Here is a 20,255-nt window from a genome sequence, read left to right as displayed (position 1 = left end):
CCGCCCCCAGCGCGCGGGCCCCCCCCCCGCGGGGGCCCGGCCCCCGCGCTCCCGGGTCTGCTGTCACCGCGGCCGGCCTTGACGACGTCGCAGGTCAGGGCAACTCCGGCCGGCCGCGGAGTTCGAAAGGGGCGTCAGCCCAGGCGCTTGACCAGCGCGCGGTACTCGTCCCACAGCTCCTTCGGCGTGTGGTCGCCGAAGGTGTTGAGGTGCTCGGGCACGAGCGAGGCCTCCTCGCGCCACACCTCCTTGTCGACCGTGAGGAGGAAGTCCAGCTCGGACTCGGAGAGGTCGAGGCCCTCGGTGTCGAGGGCACCCTTGGCCGGCAGCACGCCGATCGGCGTCTCGACGCCCTCGGCCCTGCCGTCGAGCCGGTCCACGATCCACTTCAGGACGCGGCTGTTCTCGCCGAAGCCGGGCCAGACGAACTTGCCCTCGTCGTTCTTGCGGAACCAGTTGACGTAGTAGATCTTCGGCAGCTTGGACTGGTCCTTGTCCTTGGCCACGTCGATCCAGTGACCCATGTAGTCGCCCATGTTGTAGCCGCAGAACGGCAGCATGGCGAAGGGGTCGCGGCGCAGTTCGCCGACCTTGCCCTCGGCGGCGGCGGTCTTCTCGGAGGCGACGTTCGCGCCGAGGAAGACGCCGTGGTTCCAGTCGAAGGACTCGGTCACCAGCGGCACCGCGGTGGCGCGGCGCCCGCCGAAGAGGATCGCCGAGATCGGCACGCCCTTGGGGTCCTCCCACTCGGGCGCGATGATCGGGCACTGCGAGGCGGGGGTGGTGAAGCGGGCGTTGGGGTGGGCGGCCGGGACGCTGGACTGCGGGGTCCAGTCGTTGCCCTTCCAGTCGGTCAGGTGCGCCGGAGTCTCCTCCGTCATGCCCTCCCACCAGACGTCGTTGTCGTCCGTCAGCGCGACGTTGGTGAAGACCGAGTTGCCCCACAGCGTCTTCATGGCGTTGGCGTTGGTGTGCTCACCGGTGCCCGGCGCGACGCCGAAGAACCCGGCCTCGGGGTTGATCGCGTACAGCCGGCCGTCCTCGCCGAACCGCATCCACGCGATGTCGTCGCCGATCGTCTCGACCGTCCAGCCACGCACCGTCGGCTCCAGCATGGCGAGGTTGGTCTTGCCGCAGGCGCTCGGGAAGGCGGCGGCGACGTACTTCGACTCGCCCTGCGGGGGCGTCAGCTTGAGGATCAGCATGTGCTCGGCGAGCCAGCCCTCGTCGCGCGCCATGACGGAGGCGATGCGCAGGGCGTAGCACTTCTTGCCGAGCAGCGCGTTGCCGCCGTAGCCCGAGCCGTACGACCAGATCTCCCGGGTCTCGGGGAAGTGCGAGATGTACTTCGTGGAGTTGCACGGCCACGGGACGTCGGCCTCGCCGTCCTCCAGCGGCGCTCCGAGCGTGTGCACAGCACGCACGAAGAAGCCGTCGGTGCCCAGCTCGTCCAGCACCGCCTGACCCATGCGGGTCATGGTGCGCATGGACACGGCGACGTAGGCGGAGTCGGTGATCTCGACGCCGATCGCGGAGAGCTCCGAGCCGAGCGGGCCCATGCAGAACGGGACGACGTACATGGTGCGGCCGCGCATCGAGCCGCGGAAGACACCCTTCTCACCGCTGAAGATCTCCCGCATCTCCGCGGGGGCCTTCCAGTGGTTGGTCGGGCCGGCGTCCTGCTCCTTCTCGGAGCAGATGAACGTCCGGTCCTCGACCCGCGCGACATCGGTCGGGTCGGAGGCGGCGTAGTACGAGTTCGGGCGCTTGATCGGGTCGAGCTTCTTGAAGGTGCCCTTGCGGACGAGCTCCTCGCTCAGTCGCTCGTATTCGGCCTCGGATCCATCACACCAGACCACGTTGTCCGGCTGTGTCAGTTCTGCGATCTCGTTCACCCACGAGACCAGCTCTTTGTGGTGGGTGGGCACGGTGGTGGAGGGAGCCGCGATGTCGCGCGCCACGATTGCTCCTAAATGAGGGGTTTTTTTGTTGAGTTGCCCCGTGGGGGCTGCGACCCGGATGCTTCGTGGTGATTGCCCTGGCGCTCATCCGGTGCCGACCGCACTCATTTGATCATCCGACGCCTCTGCGCATATGTCCAGAGGGCCGCACAGTTGAGCGGAGTGACCATCGCCACTCACCGAGAGGTTTCCTGGCGCACATCACAGATTCACCCCGAGTACCCCCGAACGGCCCCGCCACCGCTCGTGAGAGCATGGCCACTATTGGCCGTTCATTACGGCGTACTGATACGTAACTTACGGTTCCGTAGGTACGATTCGTTCCATGACTGCGCCCGTCCCCGAAACGGCCAAGGACTCGCCGGCCGACGGCCACGCCGCGATCTCCCTGCCGCACCAGCTCTCGCATCCGACACTGGACGAGGTCAAGCCCAAACTCCGCGGCTGGCTGCACCTGGGCATGTTCCCGGCCGCACTCGTTTCCGGCCTGGTACTCACCGCCCTCGCCGACTCCACCCGCGCCCGCATCGCCTGCGGGATCTTCGCCCTGACGGCCTGCCTTCTGTTCGGCGTGAGCGCGGTCTACCACCGCGGCACGTGGAGCCCGCGCATGGACGGCATCCTGCGCAGGCTCGACCACGCGAACATCTTCCTGATCATCGCGGGCACGTACACCCCCCTCACGATGCTGCTGCTCCCGGACGCCAAGGGGAAGTGGCTCCTGTGGAGCATCTGGGGCGCCGCGGCGGCGGGCATCGCCTTCCGGGTCTTCTGGGTCGGCGCCCCGCGCTGGCTCTACACCCCCTGCTACATCGCGATGGGCTGGGCGGCCGTCTTCTTCCTCCCCGACTTCCTGCACAAGGGCGGCGTCGCCGTCCTCGTCCTGGTCGTCGTGGGCGGCCTGCTCTACAGCGCGGGCGGCGTGATCTACGGGATCAAGCGCCCCAACCCCTCCCCCCGCTGGTTCGGCTTCCACGAGGTCTTCCACTCCCTCACCCTCGCGGCGTTCGCCGTGCACTACATCGGCATCTCACTGGTGGCCTACCGGCAGGGGTGATCCCCGCGCCGGCTCCGTCCGGCCCTTTTGACGCGCCTCTCTTCAGTGGCCGTGGCTTCGAGCCACGGCCACTTCTGCGTGCCCGGAAAGGCGCCATGGCCACTGCTACGGGACCGGACAAGCGCCATGGCCACCTCTACGGGACCGGACAAGCGCCATCCGCAGGCGTACGCCTTGACATCAACTACCTTTTGACAGCTACTCTCATTTCATGGTTACTGTCACTCAGTACGACGGGACGCGGCCCGACCCCCGCCGCTGGTGGGCCCTCGGGGCCCTGGTCGCGAGCATGCTCGTGCTCGGCTTCGACACGACGATCCTCAACGTGGCGCTCCCGACGATGGCCCGGGACCTGGGCGCCTCCACCGGCGAGCAGCAGTGGATGGCCGACGCGTATCTCATCGTCTTCGCCGCGCTGATGCTCCCCGCCGGGCTGCTCGGCGACCGCTTCGGCCGGCGCCGGATGCTCATCACGGGTCTTGGGATCTTCCTCGCCGGATCGCTCCTCGGCGCCCTCGCCGACGGCGTCACGCCGGTCGTCGTCGCGCGTGGCGTGATGGGGATCGGCGGCGCGCTCGTGATGCCGCTCGCCATGGCCGTCCTGCCCTCGCTCTTCGGTCCCGACGAGCGCACCAAGGCCGTGGGCGCCGTCTCGGCCGCCTCCGCGCTGGGCCTGCCGCTGGGCCCGATCATCGGCGGCTGGCTCCTGAACCACTTCTGGTGGGGCTCGGTCTTCCTGGTCAACGTCCCGATGGCCGCGATCGGCATCGCCGCCTGCGTCCTGCTGCTCCCCGAGACTTGCGACCCCACCGCCCCCAAGGTCGACGCCGTCTCCACCGCGCTCACCGCGGCCGGCCTCGGCATCCTGATCTACGCGATCATCGAGGCCCCGCACCGCGGCTGGGGCGACCCGCTGATCCTCGCCTTCTTCGCGGCCTCCGCCGCCCTGGTCACGCTCCTCGTCCTGCGCGAGCGGCGCAGCGCCCGGCCGATGCTGGACCTGTCCCTGCTCGCCCAGCGCGGCTTCCTGCTGAACACGCTCGCCGCGACCCTGGTCATGTTCGTGCTGTCGGGGCTGATGTTCGTGCTGCCGCAGTATCTGCAGGCGGTCCTCGGGCAGGACGCGCTCGCCACCGGGGTGCGGATGCTGCCGATGATGGCCGGGCTGCTGGTGGCCGCGAAGGGAGCGGGACCGCTGGCCGCGAGGTTCGGGCCGCGTGCGGTGATCAGCGGGGCGCTGGTCGCGCTCGCCTTCGCCGGGTTCCTCGGCAGCCGTACGAGCGTCGGCGACGGCTACGGGTTCACCGCCGTGTGGCTGTCGGTCGCCGGACTCGGCTTCGGGTTCGCCGTCGTCCCCGCGATGTCCGCGGCCCTCGGCGCACTGCCCCGCGACCGGGCCGGCAGCGGCTCCGGGCTGCTGATGACCGTGCGCCAGGTGGGCGGCGCGGTCGGCATCGCCCTGCTGGGCTCGCTGCTCGCGAGCGCGTACGCCGGCCGGCTCGACACCGCCGGGCTGCCGCACGCGGCCGCCGCCGGCGCCGGGGACTCCGTGGTCGGCGCCCATGTGGTCGCGGCCCGGCTCGGCGACCGGGCCCTCGCGGCCTCCGCCGACGCCGCCTACCTGCACGGAATGGACCTGGTCCTGCTGGTCACCGGGATCGCCGCGCTCGTCACCGCGCTGCTGGCCGCGGCCCTGCTGCCCAACCCCGCTCCGGTCTCGCCGCCCGCCCCCGCCGAGGACACCGCCATGGCCCCGGCTGCGAGGGATGCCGGACAATGACCGGCATGGCCGCCACCGCACACAGCTCGTCCACCGCCGCGGGGCCCCAGCAGGGGCTTCGCGAGCGGAAGAAGATGAAGACCCGCATCGCGATCCGCGACGCGACGTACCGGCTGATCCAGGAGCAGGGGTACGACGCGACCACGATCGAACAGATCGCGGAGGCGGCCGAGGTCTCCCCGTCCACGGTGTTCCGCTACTTCCCGACCAAGGAGGACATCGTCCTCACCGACGAGTACGACCCGGTCATCGAGCAGGAGCTGACGGAGCGCCCCGCCGACGAGCCGTGGATGGACTCGCTGCGGTACGCCATGAACAAGGCGGTCGGTGTCGGTGTCGCCGACGAGCCCGACGTGACCCGGCTGCGCACCCGGCTGATGGTCGAGGTGCCCGCGGTGCGCTCGCGGATGATGGAGAGCATGTCGGTCACCGGCCGCATGCTGTGCCGGATCATCGGGCAGCGCACCGGCCTGGACCCGGACGGCCTGGAGGTACGGGTCTTCGCGATGTCCCTCATCGGCGGGCTGATGGAGACCTCCCTGTACTGGGCGGAGACCGGCCACCAGGAGGACTTCGCCGGCCTCGTCGACCGCACCCTGACCGTCCTGGAACACGGCCTGCCCACCGGAAATCCCTGAGGCCCCGCGTCCCCGCCCATGACATCCTGACCGGGTGAACGGACCGGAGATCCACGTCGAATTCGCCCCTGAACTGGGGATGTTCGTCCCGCCCGCCCGCCGCACGGGCGCCACCGCGGTCGTCACCGACGGTGTCTCGACGCTCGGGCATGTCGTCGAGTCACTCGGCGTCCCGCTCACCGAGGTCGGCGTGCTCGACGTGGACGGGCGCGAGGTGGCGCCCTCGCACATCCCCGCGGCGGACGAGCACGTGACGGTGCGCGCCGTCACCCGGCCGCAGCATGTCCCCGGCGCCCCGCTCCGCTTCCTCCTCGACGTCCACCTGGGCACCCTCGCCCGCCGCCTGCGCCTCCTGGGCGTCGATACCGCGTACGAGTCGACGGACATCGGCGACCCGGCCCTCGCCGCCCGCTCCGCGGCCGAGAAGCGCGTCATGCTCAGCCGGGACCGCGGCCTGCTGCACCGCCGCGAGCTGTGGGCGGGCGCCTTCGTCTACAGCACCCGGCCCGAGGACCAACTCCGCGACGTCCTGGGCCGGTTCGCCCCCGAGCTGAAGCCCTGGACCCGCTGCACCGCCTGCAACGGCCTGCTCAAGGAGGCCACCAAGGAGCAGGTCGCCGACCGCATCGAACACGGCACGCAGCAGTCGTACGACGCCTTCGCCCAGTGCGAGCAGTGCGGACGCGCCTACTGGAAGGGCGCGCACCACGAGAAGTTGGAGGCGATCGTGGAGCAGGCGATGAACATGGGCACCCAGGAGAGCTGACGAGACCTGGGCGCCCCCTCCCTCAGCGCTCCGCCGCGGCCCCGAGTGCCGCCCGCAACTGCTCCGGATCGGTTGTCGGGGCGTCACAGGTGAAGTGGCGGCAGACATACGCGGCCGGTTCACCGCCGACGAGCGGGCGCCCGGCGAGCAGCGGAAGTTCATCGCTGTCGGCAGCGCCCACGGCGACCACAGCGCCCGGGGCGGTGCCCAGAAGTGCCGTGCGGTGCAGGGCGGTTGTGGCCGGATGGCCGGCCGGGCCGACGATCGCGACCTCACGCGGCCCGTCGAGCAGCGCCTCCGCCGCCGCGAGGCCCCAGCCGATGAAGCGCGGGGCGCGCGGGCCGAGCGCCTTCACGACGCCCAACGCCCCCTCGGCCGCGGTGCGATGGGGCTCGGCGCCGGTCAGCGCGGCATAGCTCAGCAGCGCACCGGCCGCCGCGCTCCAGCCCGAGGGCGTGGCGTTGTCGGTGGGGTCCTGGGGGCGTCGGATGAGCTTCTCGGCGTCCGCGGCGGTGTCGAACAGAGCGCCGGACTCAGGATCGGTGAACTGCACGAGCACGTGGTCGAGCAGGAACCCGGCGAACTCCAGCCACACCCCTTCACCGGTGACGGAGGCCAGCGCGAGGAACCCCTCGGCGACGTCCGCGTAGTCCTCCAACACCCCCGCGTTCGCGCCGACCTGGCCGTCCTTGCTGGTGCGGGCGAGGCGTGCGCGGTCGTCCAGGTGCAGCCGTACGAGGAGGTCGGCGGCGCCGATCGCGGCGTCGACGAGGTCGGGGCGCTCGAAGTAGGCGCCGGTCTCGGCGAGGGCGGCGATCGCGAGGCCGTTCCAGGCGGCGACGATCTTGTCGTCGCGGCCGGGGGCCGGGCGCTCGGCCCGCTTCGCCAGGAGCCGTTCGCGGATGGAAGCAAGCCGCTCTGCGTCCAGAACCCCTTCGTGCTGCGGGAGTTGGAGCACCGAGGCGCCCTCCTCGAAGGTGCCCTCCTGGGTCACGCCGAAGTGCTGGGCGGCGAGTGCGGCGTCCGCCTCGCCGAGGGTCTCGGTGAGCTGCTCGGGCGTCCACACGTAGTACGCGCCCTCGACGTGCCGGCCGGTGCCGTCGTCGCTGTCGGCGTCCAGTGCGGAGGCGAACCCGCCCTCGTTGGTGCGCAGTTCGCCGACCATGAAGTCGGCGGTCTCCAGAGCGACGCGGCGCGCGAGCTCGGAGCCGGTCGCACGCCACAGGTGCGCGTAGACCCGGCACAGCAGCGCGTTGTCGTAGAGCATCTTCTCGAAGTGGGGCACGACCCACTCGCGGTCGACCGAGTAGCGGGCGAAGCCGCCGCCGAGCTGGTCGTAGATACCGCCGCGCGCCATCCGCTCGCACGTGTCGGCGGCCATCTGCAGGGCGCCCTCGGAGCCGGTGCGGGCGGCGTGCCGCAGCAGAAACTCGATCACCATGGACGGCGGGAACTTGGGCGCGCCGCCGAAGCCGCCGCGCGTCGCGTCGTACTCCCGGGTGAGCCCGAGCAGCGCCTGCGCGAGCTCCTCCTCGCCAGGGATCTCCGCGGAGGTGTACGAGATCTCACGCGTCGCCAGGTCCCGCACGATGTTCCCGGCGACCTCGGCGACCTCGTCGCGCCGGTCGCTCCAGGCACTGCTCACGCCTTCGAGGACCTGCCTGAAGGCGGGCATGCCGTGGCGGGGCGCGGGCGGGAAGTACGTACCGAAGTAGAAGGGCTCGGCCTCGGGGGTGAGGAAGACCGTCATGGGCCAGCCGCCCTGGCCGGTCGCCGCCTGGACGGCCTCCATGTAGACGGCGTCGACGTCGGGCCGCTCCTCGCGGTCGACCTTGACGTTCACAAAATGCTCGTTCAGATACGCGGCCGTCGCGTCGTCCTCGAAGGACTCGTGCGCCATGACGTGGCACCAGTGACAGCTGCTGTAGCCGACGCTCAGCAGAACGGGCACACCCCGTTTGCGGGCCTCGTCGAAGGCCTCGGCCGACCAGGGCCACCAGTCGACGGGGTTGTCGGCGTGCTGGAGGAGGTACGGGGACGTCTCATGGGCCAGTCGGTTCACCTTCCCACTCTCCCACGGCGTCGGGGACGGCGTAGAAGCGCAGGTTCACCGGGCGCGCCCCCTCGGGGGCCGCTTCACGTGCGTGGCCGTACCGGTCGAGGAGCGCCCGGTACTCGCGTACGAAGTCGAGGAGTTCGTCCCTGGTCATCCAGTTGCCGGAGCGGAAGACCTGCGCCCAGCCCTCCGGGCCCGTGTACTCCCGGTGCGCGCGCTGGTAGAGCTCGGTGTCCATCTCGATCTTCAGGTGCGCGAGCCGCTCGACCGCGGCGTACTCGTCGGGGGCCATCGTGGCCGGGTCGGGCGTGGTGTGGCTGAAGGGAAGCGCCCGCCACCAGCGTTCACGGCCGCCGGACTTCTCGGGGATCTCCGCGATGAGGTGCTGCTCGGCGAGCTTGCGCAGGTGGTAGCTGGTGGTGCCGGAGCTCTCGCCCAGTTCCTTCGCGAGCACGGTGGAGTTCGCCTCGTCGTGCCGGCCGAGGTAGTCGAGGATGCGGCGGCGCAGCGGGTTGCCGAGGGACTTGTAGAGAGCGGTCCGCTCCACGCTGGTCAGGTCGCTGCTGTCCTTCATGCCGTCACGGTATCCCCTTGCCCGCACAACACCACAGAACAAATTCTGCAGAATTTTGTTTGCAGAACTTTCTCTGCGGTTCTAGTGTGGGGGCATGCGAACGATCCATGACCGACCGGGCGGCGCGGGGGCACGACGCTGGACCCTGGTGATCCTGGGCGCCGCCGCCGCGGCGCTCGTGCCCTGGATGGTGCTGCTCGCCCGCACCCTCCCGGCCAACGCAGAGGTGCGGAACTGGCAGGTGGCGTGGGTGGGGCTGGACGTCCTCATGGCCGCGGGCTGCGCCGCCACCGCGGTGCTCGGCTTCCGCGGCCACCCGCACGCACGGCTCACGGCTTCCGCGACGGCGTCCGTCGCGGTGCTCGACGCCTGGTTCGACATAACGACGGCGCAGCCGGGCAGCGCCCTCGCCCAGGCCCTCGCCTGTGCCGTGGCGGAGGCCGCACTCGCCGGTGCCTGTGTGTTCCTGGCACTCGGTGATCGTCGGCCCTCTCGCGCTCGCGCCTCCCACGAAGGACACTCATAGGCAAAGGAGTTACTGCCGGAGGGGGACGTGACATGCGGGACAGCCATCGGGCGGAGGCCGAGCGGCTGTTGGCCCGGGCCGTCGAGGAGGAAGTGCGACGCTCGGGCGGGCGCACCGACGGAAGCGTGCTCCTGTCACGGGCACGCGGCGCGCTCGACGCCATGGCACAGACGTCCGCAGAGGAGTACGAGGCGTACACCCGCGCACTCGACGAGGCGGAGGCGGGCCGGCTGACCTTCGCCCAGCGCTACGCACGCGACGGCGCCGGAACTCCCCTGCTGGTGGCGACAGTTGCCGCCCTCGCCGCCGTCGCGGCGGACCTCGCCCTGGGCACGGACACGGGGACGGCACTCGGCACGGGGGCGGCGGTCGCGGTCGCCGGCGCGGCGGCCACCGTCGCCAAGGTGACGGCGTCGCATCTGCCAGCCGCCAGCCGCCGGGCCGGAGCGCTCGGGCAGCCGGGCGGCTCCGAGCAGTTGCGCCTGCAGTGGCTGACGGCACTGGAGGTGCGCGGCATCCGCCCGTTCCTCGACCAGCAGCGCGTGCTCAGCGCCTCCACGGGCGCGAAGCAGGGCGCACCCCAACTGCGGCGCACCGACAAGAGCGCGGCGGCCCGCAGGCGCACGGTCCTGGAGCAGTCCTTCGGTCAACTCCCGGAGCCGGACGGCCCGTTCGCGGGGCGCAGGCCCGAGATGGCGCGCATCGCCCAGTGGGTGCACGCGGCCCGCGCGAGCACCGAGACGAAACCGACGGTGGTGGTGCTGCACGGCGCGCCGGGTTCCGGCCGCAGCACCCTCGCGGTCCGCGCGGCCCACGGCCTCAGGGACCAGTTCCGGGGCGCGTGCGTGGTGGACCTGCGCGGGGACAGTGCGGCGGGTGAGCCGACGGGGCGCACCGAGCCGCAGAAGGGGGAGCCGCCGCGCACCACCCGCGACGCGCTGCTCCATCTGCTCAACCGCCTCGGCGCACCCCGTGAGCAGCTCCTCTTCCGGGAGCGGGCCTCGCAGGAGCAGCAGGTCAGACGGCTGAGCGAGCTGTACCACCAGCATCTGACGGGCCTGGCGGTCACCATCGTCCTGGAGGACGCGTCCGATCCCGAGCAGGTGCGCACCCTGGTCCCCGAGCGCTCGGAGAGCCTGGTCCTCGTCACCGCCCGCGAACCCCTCGCCCTGCCGGACGACCTTGCCGCCTGGGTGCACCAGCTCCCGGTGGAGGCACTGGACGCGCCGGGCTCCGAGGAACTGCTGACCGCCACCGCGCAGGACGCCTCGGGCCCCTACGACGCCGAATCCACCGACCGGGTGCGGGAGTTGTGCGGCGGCCTGCCGCTGGCGCTGCGCATCGCGGGCTCCTCCCTCGGCCCGCGCACGCCGCGCCAACTCGTCTCCGACCTGGAGGCGTACGGCCCGGTCGACCCGGTCGAGCGCGTGCTCTGGCTGCGCTACACGGACCAGACGGACATGGCCCGCCGGCTGCTGCGCAGGCTGGCACTGGCCGGCCGGGCCTCACTCGGCGCGGCGGCCGCGGCGTCCCTGCTGGCCACGGACGAGCAGGAGGCCACCCGCCACCTCACCGCCCTGTCCCGGGCGGGCCTCATCGACCACGTCCGCGGCAGCCGCTACCGCCTGCACGACGTCGTACGGGTCTTCGCCCAGGCGCGGCTGCTGGACGAGGAGGAACCGTCCGAGCGCACGGCCGCGCAGGAACGCCTGATCGTCAACTACGCGGAGCTGGCGGACTCGGTGATCCGCCTGGTCGACGGCAAGACGTCCACGCGGGCCGATCAGTTCGGCCCGCACGGGTTCACCTCGCTGGACGCCGCGCTGCGCTGGCTGGACGACGAGTCGAGCTTCATCACGGCTGCCCTGCGTCAGGCGGAGGGCGTCAACCAGGCCGCCGTCCTCAACCTCCTCGGCGCCCTGTGCGACTACTGCCTGCTGCGCGGCGACCTCTACCGCCTCGGCGAGATCAGCGAGCTGACACAGGCCGTCGACCAGGGCCTCCTGGTCCGCTCCGTCCAGTGGCGCACCGGCATCGCGGCCCGCCAGCTCGGCGAACTGGACAAGGCGCGCACCACGCTCTCCTCCGTCGTCGACCTCTACTTCGAGGCACACCACGACGCGGGCGCGGCACGGGCGTTGTGCTCCCTGGGCATCACCCTGCACCACCAGGGCAACCTCACCGAGGCCGCCGCCAAGCTCCAGGAGGCCCTTGACCTCCAGGCCTCCCCCGACCTGGCGGCCGACCGCGCCTGGACGATGCACGCGCTGGCCGCGGTGGAGCGCGACCGCGCCCATGTCGCCCAGTCCCTCGACCTGCTCACCGAGGCCCTGGTCCTGCACCGTGAGAGCGAGTCGGTGCACGGCGAGGCGTGGGCCCACTTCCAGCTCGGCCAGCTGAGCCTGCGCATGGGCGACGTACCGCGCGCCGAGCGGGAACTGCGCGAGGCCCTCGATCTGTACGGCCGCACGCGCGACGCCCGCGGGGAGGCCTGGGCCCTGACCCAGCTGGCCCGCGCCCGCCTCGTCGACGGCGACCCGTCCCCCGCGGTGGACGGCCTGCGCCAGGCGGCCTCCCGCCACCGCGACAACGAGGACGCGCGCGGTGAGGCCTGGACGGTGTACTACCTCGGCCAGGCCCTGGAGGAGACCGGCAACCTGGCCCAGGCGGTCCGCGAACTGGAACGTTCCCGCACGATGTTCTCCCGGATGCGCGACGTCTACGGCCTGGCCTGCGCCCGCCACCACTCGGCCCGCGTGACCCGCGACCAACGGGCCGCCCAGACGGGCTCGCTGCGCAACTCCGGTTTCGCCCGCCAGCTCCTGGTGGACGCCCGCGCCGACTTCCAGCGCATCGGCGTCGCCCATGGCGAGGCGTGGACCTGCCTGGAGCTGGCCGTGGTGGACGCGGGCAACGCCCGTACGCAGCAGGCCCTGGCTCTGTGCGACGAAGCGGTGGACCTCTTCACGTCGTACGGCGACCGCCGCGGCGAGGACTGGGCCCGCTTCCTGCGCTGCACCCTCCTGCCGTACGCCTCCCCCGGCGGCATCGAGATCGGCACGGCGGTCGCCCAGGAGGAACTGAACGAGCTCTCCCGCGCAGGCCACCCGGCCCGCGACGGCAAGCTCGACGACTACGCGGAGGCGTACCAGCTGCTGCTGGAGCGGGGGGTGGATCTGGACGCGGGGTGGCAGGCCTGGCGGCTGGGGATGGTGCCCAACCGGCATGCGCGGGAGGTCATGGGCGTGGGGGTGACGGCGTCGCCGCGTTAGGACCCGCGCCACCCGGACTCCCGGCCCCGGCCGGAGCGAAGGAGTGCGTGCGGCGTGACTCGCGGCCCCTCGGCTCGGCGGGGGTATCGGGTCACGCCGTCACACGGCTCGGATGCTGCTCAGCCCTTCGCGGGCGAGGCGTTCTTGCCGGTTCCCTTGGCGGAGGCCTCGCCGGACGGGGAGCCGGCCTTCGCGTCCGGGGTCTCCTTGAAGTCGACCTTGCCCATCTGCTTGCTCATCGACTTCATCAGGCCCCAGACCGCCAGGGCCATCGCCGCGAAGACGATGAAGCCGAGGACGCCGGGGGTCACCTTGTTCTCGTCCACCTCCTTGGCGAGGGGGACGAGGTGCGTCATTGCCAGGCTTGCGCTTGCGCTCATATCAGGCATTGTCGCGGATGCCCGCAAAGAGGTCGTCCTCGGGGAGGGAGGTATCGACGAGGGACTTCGAGAGCTCGTACTCCTCGGTCGGCCAGACCTCCCTCTGGAGGTCCATCGGAACCTTGAACCAGCCGCCGTCGGGGTCGATCTGCGTGGCGTGCGCGATCAGGGCCTTGTCGCGGATCTCGTAGAAGTCGGCGCAGGGCACGTGCGTCGTCAGCGTGCGCTCGACCCGCTCGAACTCGCTCCAGCGCTTCAGCCAGTCCCCGTAGGGCGACTCCAGGCCCCGGTCCAGCATGGCCTGGTGCAGCGCCTCGGTGCGCGGACGGTTGAAGCCCTGGTTGTAGTAGAGCTTCTGCGGCTGGTAGGCCGGGCCGAACTCCGACTCCGGGTACTTCTCGGTGTCCGCCGCGCCCTCGAACGCCACCATGGAGATCTTGTGGGTCATGATGTGGTCGGGGTGCGGGTAGCCGCCGTTCTCGTCATAGGTGGTGATCACCTGAGGGCGGTAGGAGCGGATTGAGCGGACCAGGCGGCCGGCGGCCTTGTCCACGTCCTCCAGCGCGAAGCAGCCGTCGGGCAGCGGCGGCAGCGGGTCGCCCTCGGGGAGACCCGAGTCCACGAAACCGAGCCACTCCTGCCTGACGCCGAGGATCTCGCGCGCCTCGTCCATCTCCTTCTTGCGTACCTCGTGGATGTGCTCCTCGATGTACTTGTCGCCCTGAAGCTTCGGATTGAGGATGGAGCCGCGCTCCCCGCCCGTGCAGGTCACGACCAGCACGTCCACCCCCTCGGACACATACTTCGCCATGGTGGCCGCGCCCTTGCTCGACTCGTCGTCGGGGTGGGCGTGCACGGCCATCAGTCGCAGCTGGTCAGTCAAGACTCGATCCTCAGTAAGTCGGCCGGTCGGCGTTGGTCGGCAAGTAGACGCCCGGTGTGAATCGGCGCTTCGGGCGGCTTCTATAGTGACGGAATCGGGGGGTGAATAATTCCGGGGCCCCGTCCCGGACATCCCTGCCGGGACCTTCGCCCCGGCCCCCTGCCGAGAGGACGATCATGAGTACGGCGAGCACACGGCTGCCCGAGGGCCGGTACGGCCGCTCCGCGGACGAGCGTGCCGACCGCAAGCTCAAGGTCATCGGCAGTGTGCTGGGCGCGGCACTGCTCCTGCTCGTCGGCTGGTTCGCCTACTACTACGTCGGCAGCAACAAGATCAGCGCCGAGGTGATCACCTTCGACTCCTCCGCCACCGCGGTGGAGGTGCATCTCGAGGTGCGCAAGGACAAGGACGCGAGCGGCTACTGCACCCTGCGTTCGCAGAGCGCCGACGGGAACGAGGTCGGCCGCGCGGACTTCCGCTTCGACCAGCGCTCCTCGCGCATCGACAAGGTCGTCACGCTCCGTACGACCGCTCGGGGCACCACCGCGGAGCTGCTCGGCTGCCACGCTGACTGACATCACCCCCATCAGTTGGCGGCTGACCTGCGTGGATGTATTTCTGATGGCTTATGTCCTCCCCCTGCCGCCGCTGAATTGTTAGGCTCGTGGTTTCGCCCATCCGTGAAGGAACATTCTTCTGGGTAGGGCGATGCTTTGTATTCCCAGTACCTACGAGGAGCACCTGTGACCCAGACCAGCGACGACGTCACCTGGCTCACGCAGGAGGCGTACACCAAGCTCAAGGATGAGCTGGAGTACCTGTCTGGTCCCGCGCGCGCCGAGATCACTGTGAAGATCGCGGCTGCACGCGAGGAGGGCGACCTGCGCGAGAACGGCGGGTACCACGCGGCCAAGGAGGAGCAGGGCAAGCAGGAGCTCCGCATCCGCCAGCTGACCCAGCTCCTGGAGAAGGCCAAGGTCGGTGAGGCCCCGGCCGCCGACGGCGTGGTGGCACCCGGCATGGTCGTGACCATCGCCTTCGACGGCGACGAGGACGACACCCTGGAGTTCCTGCTCGCCTCGCGCGAGTACGCGAGCGCCGACATCGAGACCTACTCGCCGCAGTCCCCCCTGGGTTCCGGCGTGAACGGCAAGAGGGTAGGCGAGGACGGCCAGTACGAGCTGCCGAACGGCAAGCTCGCCTCGGTGAAGATCCTGAAGGCCGAGCCGTACCAGGGCTGAGCCCACAACCGCCCACTGCGCCGATGCCCCCGGTCACGCACCGGGGGCATCGTCATGCCCAGGTCACGGTCGGTTCCGCGTCACGGTCGGTTCCACGTCACGACGACGCCGAGCGGTATTTGCGTACCGCGAGCGTGCGGAAGATGACGACGATCAGGATCGAGTAGATCAGCGACGCCCACACCGGGTGCTGCATCGGCCAGGCGTTGGACGGGGACAGGCCCGGGTCGCCGAAGAGCTTGCGGCACGCCTGAACGGTGGCGCTGAAGGGGTTCCAGTCGGCGATGTGCCGCAGCCAGGGCGTCATCTTGCTGGAGTCCACGAACGCGTTGGACAGGAATGTCACCGGGAAGAGCCAGATCAGCCCGCCCGAGGTCGCCGCCTCCGGTGTGCGCACGGACAGACCGATGAGCGCGCCGATCCAGGTGAAGGCGTATCCGAGAAGCAGCAGCAGGCCGAAGCCGCCCAGGATCTTTCCGAGGTTGGTCGAGTCGACGGACCCGGGACGCCAGCCCACGAGCAGCGCGACGATCGCGAGGACCAGCAAGGTGAACGCGGTCTGCACGAGGTCGGCGACGGTGCGACCGGTCAGTACCGCACCGCGCGCCATCGGCAACGAGCGGAAGCGGTCTATGAGCCCCTTGTGCATGTCGTCGGCGATGCCCGCCCCCGCGCCCGCGGTGGCGAAGGTGACGGTCTGCGCGAAGATGCCGGCCATCAGGAAGTTCTTGTAGACGTCCGGGTCGGTGCTGTCGCCGATCTTCATCGAGCCGCCGAAGACGTACGTGAAGAGCACCACGAACATGATGGGCTGGATCAGTCCGAAAAGGACCATCTCCGGGATCCGGCTCATACGGATCAGATTGCGTTTGGCGACGACCAGCGAGTCCCGGACGGACTGGCCGATCGGGTTCGTGGGCGGCGCGGTCCGCACAGCGTCGGTGACGGCACTCACTTGGCGTCCTCCTTCTTGTGCTTGCGTGCGTTGCCGTCCTCCGTCGCTCCGTTGCCCTCTTCCTTCACCTCGGCGAGGTGGCCGGTGAGGGAGAGGAAGACGTCGTCGAGTGTGGGGCGGCGCAGGCCGATGTCGTCGATCTCGATGCCGCGGGCGTCCAGCTCGCGGATGACCTCGGCGAGCAGCTTCGCGCCGCCGGTCACGGGGACGGTGAGTTTGCGGGTGTGCTCCTCGACCGTGGTCTCGCCCTTGCCGAAGCCGCGCAGCACCTCCGACGCCGTCACGATGTGCTCGCGCTCGTGCACGACGACCTCGACGCGCTCGCCGCCGGTCTGCGCCTTGAGCTGGTCGGCGGTGCCGCGGGCGATGACGCGGCCGTGGTCGACGACGCAGATGTCGTGCGCGAGGTGGTCGGCCTCTTCGAGGTACTGGGTGGTCAGCAGCAGCGTCGTACCACCGGAGACGAGCTGTTTGATGACCTCCCACAGCTGCTGGCGGTTGCGGGGGTCGAGGCCGGTCGTCGGCTCGTCCATGAACATCACGGGCGGCGAGACGACCAGCGCGGCCGCCAGGTCGAGACGGCGGCGCATTCCGCCCGAGTACGTCTTCGCGGTGCGGTCTGCGGCGTCCGCGAGGTTGAACTGGTCGAGCAGCTCGTCCGCCCGGACCTTCGCCGCCTTGGCCTTCATCTGGTAGAGCTGGCCGACCATCTGAAGGTTCTCGCGGCCGGTCAGGTACTCGTCGACCGCGGCGAACTGCCCCGAGAGGCCGATCTTGCGGCGTACTTCGTTGGGATGCTTGAGCACGTCGATGCCTGCCACGACCGCCGTGCCGCGGTCGGGGCGCAGCAGGGTCGTCAGACAGCGGACGGCGGTCGTCTTCCCTGCGCCGTTGGGCCCGAGGAGGCCCAGGACGGTGCCTTCCGGGACATCGAGGTCGACGCCGTCCAGAGCCCTTACGTCACCGAAGGTCTTCACCAGGCCTTCGGCATAGATGGCGCCTGGCATATCAGTCTCCACGTCGTTGGGGATTCTTCGAAAAGCCTAGGTTTGTGCCGTTCGTCCGCCCAATGGGCGACGTTCGCCACACCATAACGCGATGTATCGCGTCTCTCACAGAATTTACCGGCTCCGTATGACAAGGGCCCTGACCTGCACCTATGGAGCCGTCCGAGGCATCCGTGGCGTCCGTCGTCGTCAGCCGATGACCGTGTAGCCCGCCTGCCGCAGTGCGCGGCCGACCTCGACGCAGTGCGCCGGCCCCTTCGTCTCCAGGTGCAGCTCCACCTCCGCCTCCGTGAGCCCGAGCCGCGGATCGGTCCGTACGTGGCTCACATCGAGGACGTTAGCGTCGACCACTGACAACACCCCGAGAAGCGTCGCCAGGGCGCCCGGCCGGTCCGTCAGCCGCAGCCGGACCGCCAGATAGCGGCCCCCGGCCGCCATGCCGTGGCGCAGCAGGCGCTGCATCAGCAGCGGGTCCACGTTGCCGCCCGACAACACCGCCACCACCGGCCCCTCGAAGGCTCCCGGGTCCTGCAGCAGCGCCGCGACCGGGCTCGCACCCGCCGGTTCGACGACCAGCTTGGCCCGCTCCAGGCACAGCAGCAGCGCACTGGACAGCTCGTCCTCGGAGACCGTACGGACCTCGTCCACCAGGTCGGTGACGAGCTGGAACGGCACGTCACCGGGGCGCCCGACCTTGATCCCGTCGGCCATCGTCGCCGGGTTCTCGATCGACACCGGCCGCCCGGCCGCCAGCGAGGGCGGGTACGCCGCGGCGCCCGCCGCCTGCACGCCGATGATCCGCACGTCCGGGCGCAGCGCCTTCACCGCGACCGCGATGCCCGCGGCCAGCCCTCCCCCGCCGACCCCCACGACGATGGTGCGCACCTCGGGGCACTGCTCCAGGATCTCCAGGCCGACCGTGCCCTGGCCGGCGATGATGTCGGCGTGGTCGAACGGGTGGATGAACACCGCGCCTGTCTCCTGCGCGTACTCCTGCGCGGCGGCCAGCGTCTCGTCCACCACCTGCCCGTGCAGCCTCACCTCGGCGCCGTACTCGCGCGTGGCGGCGACCTTCGGCAGCGGGGCTCCCACGGGCATGAAGACCGTCGAGCGCACACCGAGCAGCGAGGAGGCGAGGGCGACGCCCTGCGCGTGGTTTCCCGCGCTCGCGGCGACGACCCCCGCGGCGCGCTCCTCGGGAAGCAGCCCGGCGATGCGCACATATGCGCCACGCAGCTTGAACGAGCCCGTGCGCTGCAGGTTCTCGCACTTGAAGTGCACCGGCGCGCCCACCAGCCGGGACAGGTGCCGGCTGCCCTCCATCGCCGTCGCCCGCGCCACGCCCGCGAGCATCTTCTGGGCGCCGCGTACATCGTCGAGCGTGACGGTGGGCAGGGAGTCGGCCGTGCGGTAGCTCATGACACCAGTCTCGCAGTTCACGTCCGGCCACACCCGGTGTGACCAAGGCCCGAGACTGGTTTGCGCAGCGTCGGTACGACCCGCCTCCCGGCCGCGTACCCTGTCCCCCAACCCAGCTCCCCACGCATGAATTGAGCCCCCGGCCATGCCCACAACACCTGAAATGTCGATGGACATGACGACCGTCGGTGATCCCGGTCTCCTCGACACGCTGCAGCACGAGGTCGCGGTGTTCGCGCGTCGTGCCGAACAGACCCGGCTCGGTGGAGTCGGGCAGGTACGCAACTCCATGGACCGGGCCGCATACCTGCTGCTCAACCGCCTCGACAAGGAAGGCCCGATGGGCGTCAAGGCGCTCGCCGCGAGCATGGGAATCGACTCCTCGACGGTCACGCGGCAGGTGGCCCCGCTGGTCGACACGGGGCTCGTCAAGCGCACCTCCCACCCGGAGGACGGGCGCGCCGTGGTGCTTCAGCTGTCGCCGCGCGGACAGGCCCGCCTCGACGAAGTGCGCTCCTCCAGGCGTCAGTTGATGGCCGAGTTGACACACGACTGGGCGCCGGAGGAGCGCGAGGCGTTCTGCACGCTCCTCACGCGCTTCAACGGCGCGCTCTCCGCCCGCCAGGCCGCACAGGGCCTACCGGTCGCGGAACCCTCGCCGGCCTCGTAGCCGTACGGCGTGCCGGGCGCCCGCTCTCCCGGCACGCCTTCACGCGCGCGCGGGTGCGCCGGGCGCGCGTGCACGGGTGGGCGCAGGACACGCGCGCGTGCATGCGCGTCCGACCCGCGCGCGTGCATGTGCGCCGAACTCTTGACCGGAAGGCCACATCTGGCCTCATATGAGACCGGGTCCCAGTCGTACGCGGTCGGGCAGGTCGTCGTCGTACGTCGTCTGGCATGTCGCACACGGCCGGGTCCCTGTTTCCCTCAGGGTTGTCCTCAGGCGGAGGCGTGGTGCGAGAACGGCATGCGTCCCAAGGCGCCCGCCGGGCCCGGGAGTTCGAGGCGTTCGTCGCGGGCGCGGCCGGGCGGCTGCTGCATGCCGCCACGCTGCTGACGGCGGAGGCGCCGGACGACAACCCGCGCGCGCGGCGCCTGCTGACCCTGTCCCTCGCCCGCACGTACGCGTCCTGGGACCGGCTGCGTGGCGAGGACCCCTACGCGCGCGCCCGCCAGCACCTGGCGGTCCGCTTCGCGCGCGGGGCATGGCACCAGTACGGCGCCCTCGGGCGGTCCCGGGCGAGCGCCGACACGGTGCTGGCCCGGCTGACGCCGCAGGAGCGGCTGGTGCTGGTCCTCAGGATGTACGAGGGGGTCGCCGAGGAGCAGACGGCTGCGCTGCTCGGGCTCCCCACAGAACGGGTGCGGGCGATCTGCGCCCGCGCGATGGCGACACTGCTGCACCCGCCGCGCGGTCCGGCCCCGGCGATCGCGAAGGTGGCCCCGTCATGAACCTGCCCGAACGCGAGGCGGCCGTCCGCCGGATGCTGGAGCAGGCGTCGCCCCAGGTGCCGGTGGACCTGTACGCGGACGTCGTGCGCCGTGGCGGCCGTATGCAGCGGCGCAGGACGATCGCCCGCCGGCTGCTGTGGCTGACACTGTTCGCCGCGACGGTCGCCTTCATTGTCTGGGCGACGATGGCCCGCCCCTGGGTGGAGCCGCCGTCGGACACGACTCCACCCCTCACCGGCTGGTGAGACGGGCCCTGTCGGGCCCTCTCGGATCCAGGGCCTGTTGCAG

19 protein-coding genes are annotated in these 20,255 nt (G+C 70.8%); 11 read left to right on the top strand and 8 right to left on the bottom strand.

Annotation, left to right across the window (positions count from 1 at the left end):
* Positions 1-134: 134 nt before the first annotated feature.
* Positions 135-1,961: a phosphoenolpyruvate carboxykinase (GTP) gene (locus ABZS97_RS25645; RefSeq protein WP_356140898.1), complete on the bottom strand. Its 1,827-nt coding sequence runs from the start codon at positions 1,959-1,961 to the stop codon at positions 135-137.
* 325 nt (positions 1,962-2,286) lie between these two features.
* Between ABZS97_RS25645 and ABZS97_RS25640 the strand changes: the two genes are divergently transcribed.
* From ABZS97_RS25640 to ABZS97_RS25625, 4 genes are all read left to right on the top strand, one after another.
* Entirely contained in the window at positions 2,287-3,018 is a 732-nt protein-coding gene (locus tag ABZS97_RS25640) for a hemolysin III family protein (RefSeq protein ID WP_356140896.1), read from the top strand.
* A 211-nt stretch (positions 3,019-3,229) separates the two neighbouring features.
* On the top strand, positions 3,230-4,798 hold the full coding sequence (locus ABZS97_RS25635; RefSeq protein ID WP_356140894.1) for an MFS transporter: 1,569 nt from the start codon (positions 3,230-3,232) through the stop codon (positions 4,796-4,798).
* A gap of 5 nt (positions 4,799-4,803) precedes the next feature.
* The gene (locus ABZS97_RS25630) at positions 4,804-5,436 is read left to right on the top strand and encodes a TetR family transcriptional regulator (RefSeq protein WP_356140892.1); all 633 of its coding nucleotides are present in this window, start codon (positions 4,804-4,806) and stop codon (positions 5,434-5,436) included.
* A gap of 34 nt (positions 5,437-5,470) precedes the next feature.
* Positions 5,471-6,202: a Mut7-C RNAse domain-containing protein gene (locus ABZS97_RS25625; RefSeq protein WP_356140890.1), complete on the top strand. Its 732-nt coding sequence runs from the start codon at positions 5,471-5,473 to the stop codon at positions 6,200-6,202.
* 22 nt (positions 6,203-6,224) lie between these two features.
* Here ABZS97_RS25625 and ABZS97_RS25620 read toward each other — a convergent pair whose 3' ends face one another.
* Positions 6,225-8,264 carry a thioredoxin domain-containing protein gene (locus tag ABZS97_RS25620; RefSeq protein ID WP_356140888.1) on the bottom strand — a complete coding sequence of 680 codons (2,040 nt, stop codon included), beginning with the start codon at positions 8,262-8,264 and terminating at the stop codon, positions 6,225-6,227.
* The gene (locus ABZS97_RS25615) at positions 8,245-8,832 is read right to left on the bottom strand and encodes a helix-turn-helix domain-containing protein (protein WP_356140886.1); all 588 of its coding nucleotides are present in this window, start codon (positions 8,830-8,832) and stop codon (positions 8,245-8,247) included. The genes ABZS97_RS25620 and ABZS97_RS25615 overlap by 20 nt, the downstream gene beginning before the upstream one ends.
* Before the next feature lie 94 nt (positions 8,833-8,926).
* Between ABZS97_RS25615 and ABZS97_RS25610 the strand changes: the two genes are divergently transcribed.
* Positions 8,927-9,358, top strand: coding sequence for a hypothetical protein (locus ABZS97_RS25610; RefSeq protein ID WP_356140884.1), 432 nt, complete (start codon positions 8,927-8,929; stop codon positions 9,356-9,358).
* 32 nt (positions 9,359-9,390) lie between these two features.
* Positions 9,391-12,630 carry a tetratricopeptide repeat protein gene (locus tag ABZS97_RS25605; protein WP_356140882.1) on the top strand — a complete coding sequence of 1,080 codons (3,240 nt, stop codon included), beginning with the start codon at positions 9,391-9,393 and terminating at the stop codon, positions 12,628-12,630.
* Positions 12,631-12,749: 119 nt separating this feature from the next.
* Here ABZS97_RS25605 and ABZS97_RS25600 read toward each other — a convergent pair whose 3' ends face one another.
* Both ABZS97_RS25600 and mca read right to left on the bottom strand, forming a co-directional pair.
* Positions 12,750-13,019, bottom strand: a complete 270-nt coding sequence (locus ABZS97_RS25600) for a hypothetical protein (protein WP_356140880.1) — start codon at positions 13,017-13,019, stop codon at positions 12,750-12,752.
* Positions 13,012-13,893 carry a mycothiol conjugate amidase Mca gene (mca, locus tag ABZS97_RS25595; RefSeq protein ID WP_356140878.1) on the bottom strand — a complete coding sequence of 294 codons (882 nt, stop codon included), beginning with the start codon at positions 13,891-13,893 and terminating at the stop codon, positions 13,012-13,014. Before mca ends, ABZS97_RS25600 begins: the two co-directional genes overlap by 8 nt.
* A 176-nt stretch (positions 13,894-14,069) precedes the next feature.
* On the opposite strand from mca, the gene ABZS97_RS25590 reads away from it, so the two are divergent.
* Both ABZS97_RS25590 and greA read left to right on the top strand, forming a co-directional pair.
* Positions 14,070-14,468 carry a DUF4307 domain-containing protein gene (locus ABZS97_RS25590; protein ID WP_356140876.1) on the top strand — a complete coding sequence of 133 codons (399 nt, stop codon included), beginning with the start codon at positions 14,070-14,072 and terminating at the stop codon, positions 14,466-14,468.
* Positions 14,469-14,636: 168 nt separating this feature from the next.
* The gene (greA, locus tag ABZS97_RS25585; RefSeq protein ID WP_356140875.1) at positions 14,637-15,134 is read left to right on the top strand and encodes a transcription elongation factor GreA; all 498 of its coding nucleotides are present in this window, start codon (positions 14,637-14,639) and stop codon (positions 15,132-15,134) included.
* Between the two features lie 97 nt (positions 15,135-15,231).
* On the opposite strand, the gene ABZS97_RS25580 is transcribed toward greA, so the two are convergent.
* From ABZS97_RS25580 to ilvA, 3 genes are all read right to left on the bottom strand, one after another.
* Positions 15,232-16,089 (bottom strand): ABC transporter permease, encoded by an 858-nt coding sequence (locus ABZS97_RS25580; protein WP_356140873.1) that lies wholly within the window; start codon positions 16,087-16,089, stop codon positions 15,232-15,234.
* Positions 16,086-17,096, bottom strand: coding sequence for an ATP-binding cassette domain-containing protein (locus ABZS97_RS25575; RefSeq protein ID WP_356140871.1), 1,011 nt, complete (start codon positions 17,094-17,096; stop codon positions 16,086-16,088). The genes ABZS97_RS25580 and ABZS97_RS25575 overlap by 4 nt, the downstream gene beginning before the upstream one ends.
* Positions 17,097-17,285: 189 nt before the next feature.
* Positions 17,286-18,515 (bottom strand): threonine ammonia-lyase, encoded by a 1,230-nt coding sequence (gene ilvA, locus ABZS97_RS25570; RefSeq protein ID WP_356140869.1) that lies wholly within the window; start codon positions 18,513-18,515, stop codon positions 17,286-17,288.
* A 163-nt stretch (positions 18,516-18,678) separates the two neighbouring features.
* Here ilvA and ABZS97_RS25565 point away from each other — a divergent pair, with 163 nt between their 5' ends.
* From ABZS97_RS25565 to ABZS97_RS25555, 3 genes are all read left to right on the top strand, one after another.
* A complete protein-coding gene (locus ABZS97_RS25565; protein WP_356140902.1) occupies positions 18,679-19,185 on the top strand; it encodes a MarR family transcriptional regulator in 507 nt (168 codons plus the stop codon).
* 284 nt (positions 19,186-19,469) lie between these two features.
* Positions 19,470-19,967, top strand: a complete 498-nt coding sequence (locus ABZS97_RS25560; protein ID WP_356140867.1) for a sigma factor-like helix-turn-helix DNA-binding protein — start codon at positions 19,470-19,472, stop codon at positions 19,965-19,967.
* Positions 19,964-20,212, top strand: coding sequence for a hypothetical protein (locus tag ABZS97_RS25555; RefSeq protein WP_356140865.1), 249 nt, complete (start codon positions 19,964-19,966; stop codon positions 20,210-20,212). The genes ABZS97_RS25560 and ABZS97_RS25555 overlap by 4 nt, the downstream gene beginning before the upstream one ends.
* Positions 20,213-20,255 lie beyond the last annotated feature (43 nt).

The organism is Streptomyces sp. NPDC005485 (assembly GCF_040606085.1).
GTDB lineage: Bacteria > Actinomycetota > Actinomycetes > Streptomycetales > Streptomycetaceae > Streptomyces.
This window is presented reverse-complemented; position numbering and strand designations above follow the sequence as displayed.

Coding starts and splice junctions, on each gene's coding strand:
- ABZS97_RS25640 (WP_356140896.1), top strand. CDS start 2,287: ATGACTGCGCCCGTCCCCGAAACGGCCAAGGACTCGCCGGCCGACGGC.
- ABZS97_RS25635 (WP_356140894.1), top strand. CDS start 3,230: ATGGTTACTGTCACTCAGTACGACGGGACGCGGCCCGACCCCCGCCGC.
- ABZS97_RS25630 (WP_356140892.1), top strand. CDS start 4,804: ATGGCCGCCACCGCACACAGCTCGTCCACCGCCGCGGGGCCCCAGCAG.
- ABZS97_RS25615 (WP_356140886.1), bottom strand. CDS start 8,832: ATGAAGGACAGCAGCGACCTGACCAGCGTGGAGCGGACCGCTCTCTAC.
- ABZS97_RS25610 (WP_356140884.1), top strand. CDS start 8,927: ATGCGAACGATCCATGACCGACCGGGCGGCGCGGGGGCACGACGCTGG.
- ABZS97_RS25605 (WP_356140882.1), top strand. CDS start 9,391: ATGCGGGACAGCCATCGGGCGGAGGCCGAGCGGCTGTTGGCCCGGGCC.
- ABZS97_RS25600 (WP_356140880.1), bottom strand. CDS start 13,019: ATGCCTGATATGAGCGCAAGCGCAAGCCTGGCAATGACGCACCTCGTC.
- ABZS97_RS25590 (WP_356140876.1), top strand. CDS start 14,070: ATGAGTACGGCGAGCACACGGCTGCCCGAGGGCCGGTACGGCCGCTCC.
- ABZS97_RS25575 (WP_356140871.1), bottom strand. CDS start 17,096: ATGCCAGGCGCCATCTATGCCGAAGGCCTGGTGAAGACCTTCGGTGAC.
- ilvA (WP_356140869.1), bottom strand. CDS start 18,515: ATGAGCTACCGCACGGCCGACTCCCTGCCCACCGTCACGCTCGACGAT.
- ABZS97_RS25565 (WP_356140902.1), top strand. CDS start 18,679: ATGTCGATGGACATGACGACCGTCGGTGATCCCGGTCTCCTCGACACG.
- ABZS97_RS25555 (WP_356140865.1), top strand. CDS start 19,964: ATGAACCTGCCCGAACGCGAGGCGGCCGTCCGCCGGATGCTGGAGCAG.